This window comes from Actinoplanes aureus, from assembly GCF_015704865.1.
In the GTDB taxonomy this organism is placed as follows: domain Bacteria; phylum Actinomycetota; class Actinomycetes; order Mycobacteriales; family Micromonosporaceae; genus Actinoplanes; species Actinoplanes aureus.
Genome location: NZ_JADQTO010000009.1, coordinates 87580 through 102738, shown reverse-complemented (window position 1 = coordinate 102738; position 15159 = coordinate 87580). Strand labels below are relative to the sequence as shown.

General features: G+C 70.3%; 14 protein-coding genes. 7 read left to right on the top strand and 7 right to left on the bottom strand.

Annotated features, from left to right (window positions below; all coding sequences use genetic code 11):
• Nucleotides 1–131: 131 nt before the first annotated feature.
• Genes I4J89_RS20360 through I4J89_RS20350 form a run of 3 tightly spaced genes read right to left on the bottom strand, consistent with a single transcriptional unit; the run spans nucleotide 132 to nucleotide 3247 of the window.
• On the bottom strand, nucleotides 132–1478 hold the full coding sequence (locus I4J89_RS20360; RefSeq protein WP_196415589.1) for an ABC transporter substrate-binding protein: 1347 nt from the start codon (nucleotides 1476–1478) through the stop codon (nucleotides 132–134).
• 21 nt (nucleotides 1479–1499) lie between these two features.
• Entirely contained in the window at nucleotides 1500–2369 is an 870-nt protein-coding gene (locus I4J89_RS20355; protein ID WP_196415588.1) for a carbohydrate ABC transporter permease, read from the bottom strand.
• Complete coding sequence (locus tag I4J89_RS20350) at nucleotides 2366–3247, bottom strand: carbohydrate ABC transporter permease (RefSeq protein WP_196415587.1); 882 nt, start codon at nucleotides 3245–3247, stop codon at nucleotides 2366–2368. Before I4J89_RS20350 ends, I4J89_RS20355 begins: the two co-directional genes overlap by 4 nt.
• Nucleotides 3248–3349: 102 nt before the next feature.
• Here I4J89_RS20350 and I4J89_RS20345 point away from each other — a divergent pair, with 102 nt between their 5' ends.
• The 5 genes from I4J89_RS20345 to I4J89_RS20325 are packed head-to-tail and all read left to right on the top strand — an operon-like array spanning nucleotide 3350 to nucleotide 9909.
• On the top strand, nucleotides 3350–5230 hold the full coding sequence (locus I4J89_RS20345; RefSeq protein ID WP_196415586.1) for a DUF4832 domain-containing protein: 1881 nt from the start codon (nucleotides 3350–3352) through the stop codon (nucleotides 5228–5230).
• Between the two features lie 10 nt (nucleotides 5231–5240).
• On the top strand, nucleotides 5241–6581 hold the full coding sequence (locus I4J89_RS20340; RefSeq protein WP_196415585.1) for a DUF4832 domain-containing protein: 1341 nt from the start codon (nucleotides 5241–5243) through the stop codon (nucleotides 6579–6581).
• Nucleotides 6582–6638: 57 nt separating this feature from the next.
• Nucleotides 6639–7922 (top strand): alpha-glucosidase/alpha-galactosidase, encoded by a 1284-nt coding sequence (locus I4J89_RS20335; RefSeq protein ID WP_196415584.1) that lies wholly within the window; start codon nucleotides 6639–6641, stop codon nucleotides 7920–7922.
• Entirely contained in the window at nucleotides 7919–8836 is a 918-nt protein-coding gene (locus I4J89_RS20330) for a carbohydrate kinase family protein (protein WP_196415583.1), read from the top strand. The genes I4J89_RS20335 and I4J89_RS20330 overlap by 4 nt, the downstream gene beginning before the upstream one ends.
• Nucleotides 8833–9909: an amidohydrolase family protein gene (locus I4J89_RS20325; protein ID WP_196415582.1), complete on the top strand. Its 1077-nt coding sequence runs from the start codon at nucleotides 8833–8835 to the stop codon at nucleotides 9907–9909. Before I4J89_RS20330 ends, I4J89_RS20325 begins: the two co-directional genes overlap by 4 nt.
• A 79-nt stretch (nucleotides 9910–9988) precedes the next feature.
• Here the strand turns inward: I4J89_RS20325 and I4J89_RS20320 are convergent, their stop codons facing one another.
• The 4 genes from I4J89_RS20320 to I4J89_RS20305 all read right to left on the bottom strand — a co-directional run bounded on the left by I4J89_RS20320 (nucleotide 9989) and on the right by I4J89_RS20305 (nucleotide 13436).
• Nucleotides 9989–10588 carry a hypothetical protein gene (locus I4J89_RS20320; protein WP_196415581.1) on the bottom strand — a complete coding sequence of 200 codons (600 nt, stop codon included), beginning with the start codon at nucleotides 10586–10588 and terminating at the stop codon, nucleotides 9989–9991.
• 243 nt (nucleotides 10589–10831) lie between these two features.
• Nucleotides 10832–11665 (bottom strand): class II fructose-bisphosphate aldolase, encoded by an 834-nt coding sequence (locus tag I4J89_RS20315; RefSeq protein WP_196415580.1) that lies wholly within the window; start codon nucleotides 11663–11665, stop codon nucleotides 10832–10834.
• 11 nt (nucleotides 11666–11676) lie between these two features.
• Nucleotides 11677–12564: a 1-phosphofructokinase family hexose kinase gene (locus I4J89_RS20310; protein ID WP_196415579.1), complete on the bottom strand. Its 888-nt coding sequence runs from the start codon at nucleotides 12562–12564 to the stop codon at nucleotides 11677–11679.
• Nucleotides 12561–13436, bottom strand: a complete 876-nt coding sequence (locus tag I4J89_RS20305) for an SIS domain-containing protein (protein WP_196415788.1) — start codon at nucleotides 13434–13436, stop codon at nucleotides 12561–12563. The genes I4J89_RS20310 and I4J89_RS20305 overlap by 4 nt, the downstream gene beginning before the upstream one ends.
• A gap of 56 nt (nucleotides 13437–13492) precedes the next feature.
• Between I4J89_RS20305 and I4J89_RS20300 the strand changes: the two genes are divergently transcribed.
• Together I4J89_RS20300 and I4J89_RS20295 are read left to right on the top strand one after the other, a co-directional pair.
• The gene (locus I4J89_RS20300) at nucleotides 13493–14278 is read left to right on the top strand and encodes a DeoR/GlpR family DNA-binding transcription regulator (RefSeq protein WP_196415578.1); all 786 of its coding nucleotides are present in this window, start codon (nucleotides 13493–13495) and stop codon (nucleotides 14276–14278) included.
• A 2-nt stretch (nucleotides 14279–14280) separates the two neighbouring features.
• Nucleotides 14281–15114: a helix-turn-helix transcriptional regulator gene (locus I4J89_RS20295; RefSeq protein WP_196415577.1), complete on the top strand. Its 834-nt coding sequence runs from the start codon at nucleotides 14281–14283 to the stop codon at nucleotides 15112–15114.
• Nucleotides 15115–15159: the final 45 nt, after the last annotated feature.

The following is a 15159-nucleotide window of genomic DNA, read 5'->3' as shown; positions in this document are numbered from 1 at the left end:
TGTTGAGAGGTGCGGCGGGTCACCCCCGGCCCCCCCCCCCGGCGGCGACAATGACACCCCGATGACCCGGTTTTCTCCTTTGTGGTTGTGTTGTGGTGCGGGGGCACCCCGGGGCCCCCCCCCACGGTCGACTACTTGAACAGCGCGTTGACCTGTTCGTTCGCCTTCGTCAAGGCGCTCGCCGAGTCGGACTGGCCGAGTACCGACGACTGGATGGCGTCCTGCACGATCTGGCTGACCTCCTTGCCGTGGTCGGTGATCGGCAGGAAGAAGGTGCCGTTCGGTGCCTGTGCCTCGTCGATGAACGGCTGGACGTCGCGTCCCTTGCTCTTGTGCGCCTCCAGGGCCTTGTCGCTGGCCGACTTGATGGCCGGGAAGACCACACCGTTGCCGCCGACGATGTTCTGGCAGTCGGCGGAGCCCAGGAACTTGACCCACTTCCAGGCCGCGTCCTTGTGCTCGGTGCCGGCCCAGATCGCGTCGGACAGGCCGTTGATCGCCGTCTTGCGGCCCTGCGGCCCGGCCGGCAGCGGCGCGAACGCGAACTTCGTCTTGGCGTCACCGAGGTAGGTGTTGATGGTCCAGGAGCCGGCCATGGTGATCGCGCCCTTGCCGGACTGCATCACCGTGTCCCGGCTGAGCGAGGAGTTCTTCTCCAGCGGCGGGCTGTAGCCCTTGGCGATCAGCGACTTGAACCACTCGATGGTCTGTGCGAGGGCCGGGTCGTCGTACTTGTACTGGGTGCCCCACGGGTTCTTGTCCAGGTAGGTGAACCCGTTCATGGCGGCGAGGTTGCCCCAGCCGTTCTGGCCCTGTGAGCCGTCGGCCCACTCCGGCAGGTACCCGTACGTCTTGATCTTGCTCTTGTCGAAGGCCGGGTCGAGGCCGTTGCGGCCGCTGGTGTCGGTGGTCGCCTTGGCGATGAGCTGCTCGAAGCTGCCGCCGTCGGCCGGGTTCCAGGTGAGGTTCTGCAGGTCGGCGGCCTTGATGCCGAGCTTCTCGAGGTAGCCGGTGTTGTAGACCAGGGCCATGGTGTCCCAGTCCTTCGGCAGGCCGTAGCGCTTGCCGTCCTTGGTGAACAGGTCCGCGAGGCCGCCCTGGTACTGGGTGAGGTCGACCTTGTCGGCGTCCACGTAGGGCTGGATGTCGAGGATCTGGTTCGAGGTGACGAACTGCGGATAGTAGGAGCCCTGGTTGGTCCACACGTCGGGCGCCTCGCCGGCGGCCAGCTGGGTGGTCAGGTTCTGCCAGTACAGGTCCCAGGCGGACTGCGTGATCTTGATGGTGATGGTCGGGTTGGCGGCCGTGAACGCGTCGGCGCAGGCCTGGTAGGAGGCCTTCTGGTTGTCGTCCCAGAGCCAGTAGTCCAGGGTGACGGGGCCGTCGGAAGAATCGGAGCCGGAGTCGGAGCAGCCGGCCAGGCCGAGGATGACAGCCAGTGACAGTACTGCTGCCCCGGCGCGGGTTCTGCGAATCATCTGAATCTCTCTCCTAAATCGTCACTTACTGCCGGTGAAGTTCAGGGACTGGACCAGCCGCTTGCCCATCAGGACGAGCAGCACCAGGACGGGCAGGACCGACAGCGTCGAGGCGGCCATCAGCCCGGTCCAGTCCGGTTGGGTGTTGGGTGACTGCTGGAGGAACACGCCGAGCGCGACGGTGACCAGGCGGTTGTCCTCGCCGCGGCCGACCAGCAGCGGCCAGAGGAAGTCCTTCCAGGCCCACACGATCGTGGTGAGCCCGATGGTGATCAGCGGGCCGCGGCTCATCGGCAGCGCGATGCGCCAGAAGATGCCCCACGGGCCGTTGCCGTCGAGGATCGCCGCCTCCTCCACGTCACGTGGCAGGGAGAGGAAGAACTGGCGGAGGAAGAACACGGCGAACGGGGTCATCAGGATGGTGGGCGCCACCATGCCGGCCATGGTGTTCATCAGGCCGAGGTCCTTGACCAGCACGAAGTTGGGCAGCAGCGTGAAGATCGGCGGGACCATGAGGGCGCTGATGAGGACCGCGAACACCAGGTCGCGGCCGGGGAAGCGCAGCCGGGCGAAGGCGTACCCGGCCATCGCGCAGAACAGGGTCTGGAAGCCGGCGATCAGCGTGCAGTAGATCGCCGAGTTGAGGATGTAGCGGGCGAAGTCGATGTGCGCGCCGGAGCCGCCGGCGGCGCGGGCCTCGGCCTCGCTGGTCAGGCCCAGCACCCGGGCAAAGTTGATCAGGGTCGGGTTCTGCGGCAGCAGCCCCGCGTTGTCGGTGAAGAGGTCGCCGGCGGGGGTCAGCGCGGTGCGGACCATCCACCAGAACGGGAAGACGGTGGCCACGACGATCACGGCCAGCACCGCCCAGCCCAGGATGCGGCCGGTTCTCATGCCAGATCCGATCGGGAGGCGCGCAGCAGGCGCATCTGAATGGCGGTGAGCACGCCGAGGATCAGCGTCAGGAAGACGGCCGCGGCGGCGGCGTAGCCCATCTTGAAGTAGGTGAAGGCCTGCTCGTAGATGAAGTAGTAGAGGGCGCGGGTGGCCGAGGCCGGGTCGCCCTGGGTGGTGACCGCGATGGTGTCGAAGATCTGGAACGAGCCGATCAGCGAGACCACCAGCACCAGGGCCAGGACCGGGCGCAGCAGCGGCAGGGTGATGCTGCGGAACATCCGCCACTCGCCGGCGCCGTCGATCGACGCTCCCTCGTAGAGGTACTGCGGGATCTGCAGCATCCCGGCGTAGAGCAGCAGCGCGGTGTACCCGGTGTACGCCCAGGTGTTGATGGCGGCGATCGACGGCATCGCCCAGGTCGCGTCGGTGAGGAACCCGACCGTGTCCAGGCCGATCGCGGTGAGCAGGTGGTTGACGAAGCCGAGGTTGGTGTCGAGCAGCCACATCCACAGCAGGGCGACGGTGACGTTCGGGACCAGCCAGGGCAGCAGCAGCGTCGCCCGCAGTACGACCGAGCGGGTCAGCCGGTGCATGAGCGCCGCGACGCCAAGCGCCAGCACGGTCTGTGAGCCGATGTTGAGGATCACGTACCAGCCGGTGACCAGCAGGGAGTACCAGAACTTGCCGTCGTTCACGAGCGTGGTGTAGTTCTCCGCGCCCACGAACGACGGCGTGTTGAGCAGCGTGTAGTCGGTGACCGAGTACCAGGCGCCGCGGACGGCCGGATAGCCGTAGAAGACGGCGAACCCGGCCAGCGCCGGTATCAGGAACCACCACGCGGCGCGACGGTCGTCGCGTTGTCTTGTCGAGCTCATCCTCGCCTCAAATCCCGGTCTTGCCAGCCGACCCGATGTCGAATAATGATGTAGACCTTCAATATTTTGTCAATACCTCTTCGTAATTAAGGGGTAACATCGATGACAACCCGCTCCCTGGCCGCAGTCGGCGCACTCGTCCTCGCGCTGCTCGTGCCCACCGCCGCCCAAGCCGCCCCCGCCGGACCGCCGCCGCGCCCCGCGGCGCCGTCCAGCCCCGACCCGGCACTGCAAGCCCACCCGCTGACCGCCGCACCCGGCCCGATCGACAACCCGCTCAAGGGCTGGGCCCGGTTCTACTCACCCGGCGGCAACCAGAACACCGGCTACCCGCACTCGCTGACCTGGGGTTACTTCGGCCTGTCCGAGATCATGACCAACGCTTCCAACTGCGGGAGCTACAACTGGTCGATCGTGGACGGCATGCTGGCCGAGACCGCCGGCTACGGCAATCAGGCCGCGATCCGCGTCTACCTGACCTATCCCGGCGGGACCGGCAGCCACCCCGGCAACGCGATCCCGGCCTGCTTCAACGGCAACGTGGCGATGCGCTCCGACACGTACTGGAACGTCACCCACCCCGACTACGACAGCCCGTTCCTGATCAACGCGCTGAAGAACTTCATCGCCGCGTTCGGGGCCCGCTACGACGGTGATCCCCGGCTCGGGTTCATCCACCTGGGGCTGGTCGGCCTGTGGGGGGAGTGGCACACCTGGCCGTACGACACCGACACGGCCGACGGACGCCCGAACTACATGCCCGGCGACGCCAACGGCGCCCAGCTGATCGCCGCCTACGACGCCGCCTTCAACACCACCAAGCTGGAGATCCGCTACCCGGACCTGGCCGGTGGTGCCGCCAACAGCCGTGACATCGGCTACCACGACGACTCGTTCTGCTACCGCGAAGGCTCACCCCTGCAGGGCGTCACGCTGCCCGCGTCGCTGGGTGGCGCCTCGTACTCGCAGCTGACCCGCACCCTCGCGGCCGGCACCGAGAACAAATGGATCACCAGCTCGATGGGCGGCGAGCTGCGCCCGGAGATCCAGTCCACGGCGTTCCAGCACTGGCCGAACGGCTCCGGGGCGGTCGACAACCTCAAGGCGTGCATCGAGCTCGAGCACGCCACCTGGATGATCAACGAGCAGAGCGCCGGCTATGCGGCCGGGGACGCGAACGTGGGCGCCGCGGTCCGGCTGATGGGCTACAACCTCACCGTCGACAACGCCTACTACCGGGACACCGCGAGCGGTACGACGAACGTCGGCGTGCGGATCGCCAACTCCGGCGTGGCCCCGTTCTACTACCCGTGGACGGTCACTCTCGGCCTGAAGAACGGCAGTGGTGCCGTCGTGCGTACCTGGGACACCCCCTGGGACCTGCGTAAAGTCCAGCCGCTGACGATCCGCAACTTCCCGGAGTGGAACGTCGGCGCCGATCCGAGCTACCGCGACTTCGGCCACCGGCAGTACTTCCAGCACGGCGTGGACCTGTCCGGTGTCGCCGCCGGCTCGTACCAGTGGGTCATGCGGGTGAAGAACCCGCTGACCAACGGCAAGACGCTGCGCTTCGCCAACGCCACCCAGCAGGCCGACGGCTGGCTCGGGCTGGGCGCGGTGACCGTCGGCGGCTCCTCGTTGTCCAGCTTCGAGGCCGAGGCGGCGACGCGGGGCGGTGGAGCGATCGTCGCCGCCTGCGCGGCCTGTTCCGGCGGCTCGAAGGTCGGCTACCTCGGCAACGGCGGCACCCTCACGTTCCCCGGCATCACCGGCGGGACCCGCACGGTGACCATCCACTACCTGACGGCGGTCACCCGTACCGCCGTGGTCAACGGGCAGACGGTGACGTTCGCGCCGACCGGCAGCTGGGACTCCGTCGGCAGCACCAGCGTGACCCTCAACCTGCCCGCCGGAACCACCTCGATCACCATCGCCAACCCGAGCGGCTGGGCACCCGACATCGACCGCATCACGATCAGCTGAGGAACCCGACATGCGAAGAGCACTAGTTGCCCTGCTGACCGCCCTCACGATGGCCGTCGGCACACCCGCGATCGCCAAACCCGGCCCGCGGTGGACTCCGCTGTCCTACGCACCCGCTCCGGCGGACAACCCGCTCAAGGGGTTCATGCCGTTCGCCGGTGACTTCCAGACCTTCCCGCACAGCATGGAGTGGTTCTACCTGCCGCTGCGTGACGTGATGACCGGGCCGGATCAGTTCGACTGGGACGCCTTCGAACGGCAGCTCGGCGAGATCGCCGCACGCGGTCATCAGGGCGTGTTCCGGTTCTACCTGGACTATCCCGGCCGGCCCACCGGTATCCCGCAGTACCTCCTGGACCAGGGCCTGCTCACCCGTCCGTACACCGAATTCGGCAACAACGGCGTCAGCGTCGCCCCGGACTACAGCGACCCCCGCCTGGTCGCGGCCCTGGAAAGCTTCATCACCGCCCTCGGCCGCCGCTACGACGGCGACCCGCGGATCGGATTCATCACCCTCGGCCTGATCGGCTTCTGGGGCGAGTGGCACACCTGGCCCTACGACGGCACCACCCAACCCGAGAACTGGATGCCCAGCACCGAGATCCTCACCAGGATCCTGAACCGCTACGAGGCGGCCTTCAACCGGACCCGGCTGCTGGCCCGCTACCCCAGCCCGGAGAACAAGAGCCTGAACATCGGCTACCACGACGACTCGTTCGCCTTCTCGACCCTGCCGCCGACGTCCTGGCACTTCGTGCAGCAGCTGATCGACGTCGGTGTCACCGAGAAGTGGCGGCAGCAGCCGATCGGCGGCGAACTGCGGCCCGAGATCCAGTCCTGCCTGTGGGACGAGCCGGTCAGCTGCACGCAATACGAGAGCTTTGCCGAATCGGTCGCGCAGACCCACGCCTCCTGGCTGATAAACCACGCGGCCTTCGCGGGCGCCGGCTTCAGCGGCGACAAGCTCCAGCGAGCCGTCAAGGCGGCACAATCATTGGGGTACGAGCTGAGCGTCGCCGAAACAGCCGTCTCCCGCGACCGGGTGCAGGTCCGCGTCGCCAACCGCGGCACCGCGCCGTTCTACTACGACTGGCGCGCCGAGCTGGCCGCCGTCGACAGCAAGGGCCGCATCGTCCGCCGCTGGCCGACCCCCTGGACCGTGGCCGGCATCCAACCCGGCGCCGACCCCACGCACCTGTCGGCCCGGATCAACACCCACGGTCTGCGCGGCCGCCACGACATCGTGCTGCGGGTGGCCAACCCGATGCGCGGCGGCGTCCCGTTGCGCTTCGCCAACACCAGCCAGGACGCCGGCTCCGGCTGGCTCACCCTCGGCTCCGTCAACCCATGACCCAGGGCCGGCCGGGCGCTCCGGCGCCTGGCCGGCCACCGGAGCGAAAGACCGGTTATGACGACCATCGTGTTCCTCGGCGCGGGCAGCGTCGTGTTCACCCGGCAACTGATCACCGACATCCTCGGCTTCCCCGAGCTCACCGGCGCCCGCCTCGTCCTGCACGACATCGACCCCGGACGGCTGGCCACGGCTTCTTCGGTGGCCGGGCGCATCGCCGACGCGTACGGCGTCCGGCCCGAGGTCGTCGCGACGCTCGACCGGCGGGCCGCCCTGGACGGCGCCGACTTCGTCATCAACGCCATCCAGGTCGGCGGGTACCCGGCCACTCGTACCGACTTCGACGTGCCGGCCCGCTTCGGCCTGCGCCAGACGATCGGCGACACCATCGGCGTCGGCGGCATCTTCCGCGGCCTGCGTACCTTCCCGGTGCTCGACGCCATCGCCGCCGACATGGCGCGACTGTGCCCCGACGCGTGGCTGCTCAACTACACCAACCCGATGGCCATGAACGTCACCTACCTGGCCCGGGTGGCGCCGCGGCTCAAGGTGCTCGGGCTCTGCCACTCGGTGCACTGGACCATCCGCGGCCTCTGCGACATCGTCGGCGTGCCGTTCGGCGACGTCGAGTTCGACAGCGCCGGCGTCAACCACCAGGCGTGGATCCTGCGCTGGCAGCGGAACGGCACCGACCTCTACCCGGCACTCGACGCCGCCATCGAGGCCGATCCGCAGCTGCGCCGGCGGGTACGCGTCGACATGTACCGCCGGCTCGGCTACTACCCGACCGAGACGAGCGAGCACTCCGCCGAGTACGTGCCGTGGTACCTGCACCACGACGCGGAGATCGCCCGGCTGCGCATCCCGGTCGGCGAGTACCTGACGGTCAGCGAGAACAACCTCGCCGAGTACGCCGCGATCCGCGACGGCGCCCCACTGGATCTGGAGAGCGACACCACCGAGTACGCGCCCCAGGTGATCCACAGCATGGTCACCGGCACACCCCGCCGGATCGTCGCCAACGTGCCCAACAACGGGCTGATCGACAACCTGCCGCACGGCTTCGCGGTCGAGGTGCCCACGCTGGTCGACGCCACCGGCGCCCGTCCCCAGCCGATGGGTGCCCTGCCGCCGCAGCTCGCCGCGGTCAACCGGCCCTACGTCAGCGTCGGCGAGCTCACCGTCGAGGCCGCGCTGACCGGCGATCCGCGGCTGGTACGGCACGCCGCGATGGCCGACCCCAACACCGCCGCGACGCTGACCGTCGACGCGATCGAGCAGATGTGCGACGCGCTGACCCGCGCCCACGGCCCGCTGCTCCCCGAAGGGCTGCGCGCATGACGTTCGACCTGCTGGTCGTGGGGGACGCCAACCCCGACGCGGTGCTCTCCGGCGCACCGGCCGACCTGCCCTGGGGCCAGCGGGAACGCCTCGTGGCCGGCGGCGCGCTGACACTCGGCGGCTCCGCGGCGATCACCGCCTGCGGCGCCGCGCGGCTCGGGCTCCGCACCGCGTTCGCCGGCCGGGTCGGCGACGATCCGGCCGGGCGGTTCTGCCTCGACGCGCTGCGCGAGCGCGGCGTCGACGTCACCGGCTGCGTCGTGGACCCTTCCGTGGCGACCGCGCTGACCGTGGTACTCGCCGGCGGCGATGACCGGGCGATTCTCACCGCGCCGGGCTGCCTGCCGCTGCTCCGGATCGGCGACATCGGACCGGTGTCGGCCCGGCATGTGCACGTGAGCTCCTACTTCCTGCAACCCCGGCTCGCCGCGGGGCTGCCGGCATGGTTCGCCGGCCTGCGGGACCGGGGGATCACGACGTCACTCGACACCAACGACGACCCGTCCGGCCGCTGGGACAGCGGGGTCGCCGACGCGATCGCGCGGACCGACATCTTCCTGCCCAACGAGGCGGAAGCGCTCGCGCTCACGCGTACCGATGACGTTCTTGCGGCGGCCGAAGCCCTCGCCGCGTCTGGCGGCCTCGTCGTGGTCAAACGCGGCGCCGGCGGCGCCCTGGCCTGGGCGGACGGCGGACCGATCACCGTGCCCGGGCGGCCCGCGACCCCGGTCGACACGGTCGGCGCCGGCGACAGCTTCAACGCCGGCTTCCTCGCCGGCCACCTCGGCGGCGCGGACCTCACCACGAGCCTGCGGCTCGCCGCCGCATGCGGCGCGCTCTCCACCCGGGCCGCCGGCGGCACCGCGGCCCAACCCACCATGACCGAGATCGGTACGGAGACGAGCACCGCATGAACCTGGACGACCTGCTCCTGCGCGACTACATGCCCGTCCCCACCCTCCGCCGGCCGCTCACCCACGTGCCGCGCGCGTCGACGCCCGCCGTCGACGTCCACAACCACCTCGGGCGCTGGCTCGGCGGCGGTGATTGGCTCATCCCGGACGTTCCCGCGCTGCTCGACCTGATGGACGAGGTCGGCGTGCGGACCATCGTCAACCTCGACGGCCGCTGGGGCGCGGAGCTGGACGCGAACATCGCCCGCTACGACCCCGCCCGGTTTCCCACCTTCTGCCACCTGGACTGGTCGCTGCTGCGAGGCACCGACCCGACCGGTGCGCTGATCGCCGGCCTGCGCCGATCCCGCGACGCCGGCGCCCGAGGCGTCAAGGTCTGGAAGGATCTCGGTCTGAGCGTGACCGACGCGAGCGGTGCGCGGGTGCTGCCCGACGACCCGCGGCTGCGCGACGTCTTCGCGGCCGCCGGTGAGCTGGGCCTGCCGGTGCTCATCCACACCGCCGACCCGATCGCCTTCTTCGCGCCGCTGGATAATCGCAACGAGCGGCTGGAGGAGCTGGCGGAGAACCCTTCGTGGTGGTTCGGCGCACCCGGTCACCCCACGTTCGACCGGCTGATGCAGGCTTTGGAGAACGTGGTGGCCGCGGCGCCGGGCACCACGTTCATCGGCGCACACGTCGGCTGCGCGGCCGAGGACCTGGGCTGGGTCGACGGCATGCTGACCCGCTACCCCAACTTCCACGTGGACCTCGGCGGACGCCTCGCCGAACTGGGCCGGCAGCCGCGCGCCACCCGCCGCCTGATCCTCAAGCATCCCGACCGCGTGCTGTTCGGCTCCGACGCTTTTCCGCCGACCCGTTCGGCGTACGAGGTCTACTGGCGCTTCCTGGAGACCGAGGACGAATGCTTTCCGTACGCCCCCGGCTCCCGCGTGCCACCGCAAGGCCGCTGGGACATCTCGGCGATCGGGCTGCCTCCCGAAGTGCTGGCCCAGGTGTACGCCGGCAACGCCCGCCGCCTCCTGAACCTTGCCGGCGGCACCGCATCGGCGCTACAACCAGCTCACCGGTGAGTGGCTGCCCCAGGCAGGGCCCGGTCGAGCCGGTGCCACCCGCGACCCGGCTGCTACCTCTGCCCCGGCAACGTGCGCATCAGGCGGGACCGGCGATCTCCAAGTCGACGAGGAAGCCGCGGGCCTGCCACTGCTCTGCCGGGAGGTGGTCGCGGGCCAGCCGGAAGTACTCCTCAGGGCTCATGAACTGCACGGTGCCTGGCTCGGGTTCCCAGTCGTCGGGCGTCGGTTCGCCGAATGACGGTTCGTCGCGCAGGCGGGTGGGGCAGGCATCGGAGACGTCGGTCAGGCGCACGCACCCGGGTCGGCGGATCCACTCACTCGTGCCGCGATCGTGCAGGTCATGCACGACTCGAACCCGCCGGACGATGCCCACCGTGACGGGCAACTCACCGATGATCCGCAGAAAGGCGTCGAAGCCCAGGCATCCGTCGAGCGTGACGTCACCCGCCCGATGCTCGCCTTCCCGGACCGCGCGCAGGTCGCCGGCCTCGATGAGTTGCGCCCAGGGCTGCCCGTGGAAATCGGGCAACGTGCTTGCCGGCACGACGACCTGGTGCAGCACCAGGTCGTCGGGAAGATCTGGGTCGTCGAGCCATCTGAGGCGGGTCGAGACCCGTTCACCGAGTGACCACGTGGTGTCGCGCGGAGCAGTGTCGAGCAGGACCGGCCAGAGCATCGCTCCATCGTTCCACTGCCGGTGATCGTCATGACGGTGAGGGCGGGCGCTCGCGAGTAGTTGCCGGCCGCGTTCGTTGCCGTGACCGGCAGCTGCTGCTGTTTCCCGGCGGTCGCGTTGGGGCGGTGCGGGGAAGCCGGGCTCGCGCCGGGAGAGCGGGGACGGGGTCGGCTTCGGCGGGACGCCGGTCACGCGTACTGAGAAAGGAGCGTGACCGGAGAGCGGACCTCGATCCAGAAGGGTTCAGACGAGGACCTTGGTTAGCAGGCGGGTTACCTCGTTGCTCAGCGCCGCCCGGCCGGTTGCGCCGTATGCGCGGGGGTCGGCGGTGTGCTGTTCGCGGGTGAGGTGGTCGCGGATGGCGGTGGTGAAGACCTTGTTCAGGTGCGTGGCCAGGTTGATTTTGGTCATGCCGCGGCGGGCGGCGGCGGTGAGGGTGGTGTCGGGTACGCCGGAGGAGCCGTGCAGCACCAGCGGCACGGGCACCGCGGCGTGGATCTCGGCGATCAGGTCGAGGTCGAGGACCGCGTCGCGGGTGAGCATGGCGTGTGAGCTGCCGACGGCCACGGCGAGGGCGTCCACGCCGGTGGCCTGGACGTAGGCGGCCGCGTCGGCGGGGTCGGTGCGTACGCCGGGCGCGTGGACGCCGTCCTTGCCGCCGATCTCGCCGAGTTCGGCCTCGACCCAGACGTCGTGCCGGTGGCACCAGCCGGTGACGTCGCGGGTCGCGGCGATGTTGGCGTCGTGGCCGAGGGCGGAGGCGTCGTACATGACCGAGCCGAAGCCGAGCCGGACGGCTTCCCGGACCAGGTCGGCGGTGGTCGCGTGGTCGAGATGGACGGCCACCGGCACGGTGGCGACCCGGGCCACGGCCAGTGTGGCGGCACCGATCGGGGCGAGCGCGCCGTGGTAGCGGGCACAGTTCTCGCTGATCTGGAGCACGACGGGTGCCTGGGCGCGTTCCGCGCCGGCGACGATGGCTTCGGCGTGTTCCAGCTGGACGACGTTGAAGGCGCCGACCGGGCGGCCGGTCATGGCGGCCGGCGTGATGATGTCGGCGATGTTCACGAGGGGCATGGCGGGGTCCTTCAGAGGGGCTGGAGGCGGATCTGGGGGAGGAGAGCCCGGTAGGTGGCCGGCTCGAAGGCGCCGGCGACCTCGGCTCGCACGGCCGCGGCGGAGAGGGCGGCGCCGTGCCGGAGCCGGTCGGGCCAGCTCCAGTCGTGTGCCAGGCCGCAGGCCAGGGCCGCTACCAGGGCGTCGCCGGCGCCGGTGGGGTTGCCGGTGATCGCCGGTGGGGTCGCGGTCCAGCTGCCGTGGGGAGTGTGTGCCAGCAGGCCGTCGCGGCCCCGGGAGACGACGACGGCCGTGGCCCCGGCCCGACGCACCGCCTCGGCGGGCAGGCCGAGCCGGAACAGCTCGCCGGCGTTGGGTTTGACGATGTCCGGCCGCCCGGCCAGGCCGTGTCGCAGTGGTTCGCCGTCGGCGTCGAGGATCACGCCGGCGCCGGCCCGCCGGCAGGCGACCGCCAGAGTCTCGTAGGCGTTGACGGGTACGCCCGGCGGCAGGCTCCCGGAGAGCACCACGACGCCCGCGGTGGCCGTCAACCGGTGGAAGTCGGCCAGGAAGGACTGCCACTCGTCTGCCGTGACCCGCGGTCCCGGCTCGTTCAGCAGGGTGGTGCGGTCCGGCTCGGCCAGCACGACGGTCCGCCGGGACTCGCCCTCGATCGGCGTGAACGCCGCGTCGATCCCGGCCAGCGTCAACTGTGCCCGGACCGCCTCGCCGGTGCCGCCGCCGAGCAGTCCGCAGGCCAGCACCGGTTCGCCGAGTGTGTGCAGCACCCGCGCCACGTTGAGGCCCTTGCCGCCGGGCCGCTCCAGCACCCGGGCGACCCGGTTGGTGTCGCCCATGGCCACGCTCGTCATGCCGTAGGTGATGTCGAGCGCTGCGTTCAGGGTGACCGTGATGATCATTGGAGGATGACCGAGCGGGTCAGGTGGCGCGGCTCGTCCGGGTGCAGGCCCCGGTGGCGCGCCACGGCTACGGCGAGCCGCTGCACGCGTACGAGATCGGCCAGCGGATCCAGCTCGGCGGTGACCAGCGTGGCCCCGGTGGCGGTGATCTGCTCGGTCAGGCCCGCCGGGGTCGCCCCGAGGATCCACACCACCCGGCCGGGTGCGGCGATGCTGATCGGCCCGTGCCGGTACTCCATCGCCGGGTACGCCTCGGTCCAGGCACCGGCCGCCTCGCGCATCTTCAGCGCCGCCTCCTGCGCCAGCCCGTTGGTCCAGCCGGAGCCGAGGAAGGTGAACTGTTCCGCCGTCACCAGGCCGGCACCCAGCGGCTGCGCCAGCGCGCGTTCCACGTCAGCGATGGCCGCGGTCGTGTCCTGGCCCAGGTGTGCGCGCAGCAGCATCAGTTGCGTGGTGGCGAATCGGGTCTGCACCACCGAACGCTCGTCGGCGAAGTCCAGCACCACGACGTCGTCGGCGGCCCGCGTCACCGGGCTGCCCGGGTCGGCGGTTATGGCGGTGGTCGGCACCCGGCCACGAAGGGCGGCCAGCAGGTGCAGCACCTCGGTCGTGGTGCCGGAGCGGGTCAGCGCCAGCACCCGGTCGTAGTCGCGCCCGGGCGGAAACTCGGACGCCGCGTACGCGTCGGTGAGTCCCCGCCCGGCGGTTTCGCGCAGTGCCGCGTACGCCTGCGCCATGAACCACGACGTGCCGCAACCGACGACGGCCACCCGTTCGCCGGTACGCGGCAGCGCCGGCGTGTTCTCGGCGAGCACGACGGCTCGGCGCCAACACTCCGGCTGACTGTCGATCTCGATCTCGACATGCAACATCATGCAATGAAACTAGCGATACATTGCAGAAGATTGCAACGCCTATGCTTGCGGCCGTGAGTAGGTACGAGCGGTGGAACACCCTCCTGGAGCTGCTGTCCGACCGGAAGCGGCTGAGCATCGAGGAGGCCGCTCAGGAGCTCGACGTCTCCGCGGCCACCATCCGGCGCGACTTCGACGAGCTCGCCCAGCAGCAGATGGTCACCCGCACCCGGGGCGGCGTCGTGGCACACACCGTCGCCTACGAGCTGCCGCTGCGGTACAAGGCCGCCCGCAACGCCGTGGAGAAGCAGCGCATCGCCGCCGCCGCGGCGGCACTGGTCGTGCCCGGCTCGACGGTCGGCGTCAACGGCGGCACCACCACGACCGAGGTGGCCCGCGCCCTCGCCACCCAGGCGGACCTGCGGAACGAGCCGGGCGAACCGGCCCTGACGATCGTCACCAACGCCCTCAACATCGCCAACGAGCTGGTGGTCCGCCCACACGTCAAGGTGGTCTCCACCGGCGGCGTGGCCCGGTCGCAGTCGTTCGAGTTGATCGGTCCCCTCGCGACCGGCATCTTCGGCCGGATCACCATCGACGCGGCCATCATCGGGGTCAGCGGGCTGGACACCGGCCGTGGCGCCACCTGCCACCACGAGGGCGAAGCCGACATCAACCGCCTGCTCGTCGAGAGCGCCGCCCAGGTGATCGTCGCCGCCGACGGTTCGAAGATCGGCCGGCGGGCGTTCGCCCGGATCTGCCCGATCGAGGCGGTCGACGTGCTGGTCACCGACGCCAGTGCGCCGGACGACGAAATCGCCCGTATCGAGGAGGCCGGGGTACGCGTCATGCTGGCCTGACCATGCGATGGACATGTCAGCAGTGCCGCGCCCGGTACGCCGGACAGCCCGGCAGCGGCCGATGCCTCGGGCACCTCGACGGCATGCGGCTGTTCGAGGCCCGCTGCGGAGTGGACGGCAAGCGGTTCGGGCGGCTCGCGTACGAGTCGGTCCACCGGCTCGTGCTGCCCCGATCCGGCGCCTATCTGTTGCAGGTCAACGGTCAGGAGGTCTTCGTCGACAGTGGTGCCGCGATCCTGACCCGTCCCGGTGACGAGCTGCGGGTGGCACATCCGCTGGGCTGCGGCGACACCTTCACCGCGATCGAACTCGACCCGGAGGTCTCCGACCGGTGGCCCGCGCCGGCGTACTCGTTCCCCCTCGACGACGCTACCGACCTGCACCACCGGGTCCTCCTGGCCACCTGCCGGCAGGACTTCGACCCGCTCGCCGTGGCCGAGCGGCTGCACGCCATCCTGGACCGGCTCGCGCCGCAGGCCTCCGGATCGGTCCCTCGGCGCCCGTCGACCGCCGCGGCGCACCGGCGGCTCGTCGCGGACGCCCGGGAAGTCCTGGCCGACGGGCGGTACGCGTACGGGCTGACCGAGATCGCGGCCCAGGTGAACTGCTCGCCGCACCACCTGAGCCGGCTCTTCCGGGCGGTCACCGGGGAGACCCTCACCGACTATCGCAACCGGATGCGGATCCGCGCGGTACTGGGCGAGCTCCAGGACGGCGCCGACTGCCTGCGTACTCTGGCCGCCCGCTACGGCTTCGCCGACCAGTCACACCTGACCCGGGTCGTCCGCAAGCATCTCGGCCGGCCACCGAGCACGGTCAAGCGGATGCTGGGCTGACGACCTCAACGAGCATGAATGTCCAACGCCGCGGCCGCTGACCCG

Excerpts from the sequence above, each read along its gene's own strand:
- I4J89_RS20305 (WP_196415788.1), bottom strand. The coding sequence starts at position 13,436 with ATGTTGCATGTCGAGATCGAGATCGACAGTCAGCCGGAGTGTTGGCGC.
- I4J89_RS20360 (WP_196415589.1), bottom strand. The coding sequence starts at position 1,478 with ATGATTCGCAGAACCCGCGCCGGGGCAGCAGTACTGTCACTGGCTGTC.
- I4J89_RS20345 (WP_196415586.1), top strand. The coding sequence starts at position 3,350 with ATGACAACCCGCTCCCTGGCCGCAGTCGGCGCACTCGTCCTCGCGCTG.
- I4J89_RS20325 (WP_196415582.1), top strand. The coding sequence starts at position 8,833 with ATGAACCTGGACGACCTGCTCCTGCGCGACTACATGCCCGTCCCCACC.
- I4J89_RS20320 (WP_196415581.1), bottom strand. The coding sequence starts at position 10,588 with ATGCTCTGGCCGGTCCTGCTCGACACTGCTCCGCGCGACACCACGTGG.
- I4J89_RS20335 (WP_196415584.1), top strand. The coding sequence starts at position 6,639 with ATGACGACCATCGTGTTCCTCGGCGCGGGCAGCGTCGTGTTCACCCGG.
- I4J89_RS20350 (WP_196415587.1), bottom strand. The coding sequence starts at position 3,247 with ATGAGCTCGACAAGACAACGCGACGACCGTCGCGCCGCGTGGTGGTTC.
- I4J89_RS20330 (WP_196415583.1), top strand. The coding sequence starts at position 7,919 with ATGACGTTCGACCTGCTGGTCGTGGGGGACGCCAACCCCGACGCGGTG.
- I4J89_RS20340 (WP_196415585.1), top strand. The coding sequence starts at position 5,241 with ATGCGAAGAGCACTAGTTGCCCTGCTGACCGCCCTCACGATGGCCGTC.
- I4J89_RS20355 (WP_196415588.1), bottom strand. The coding sequence starts at position 2,369 with ATGAGAACCGGCCGCATCCTGGGCTGGGCGGTGCTGGCCGTGATCGTC.
- I4J89_RS20295 (WP_196415577.1), top strand. The coding sequence starts at position 14,281 with ATGCGATGGACATGTCAGCAGTGCCGCGCCCGGTACGCCGGACAGCCC.
- I4J89_RS20315 (WP_196415580.1), bottom strand. The coding sequence starts at position 11,665 with ATGCCCCTCGTGAACATCGCCGACATCATCACGCCGGCCGCCATGACC.
- I4J89_RS20310 (WP_196415579.1), bottom strand. The coding sequence starts at position 12,564 with ATGATCATCACGGTCACCCTGAACGCAGCGCTCGACATCACCTACGGC.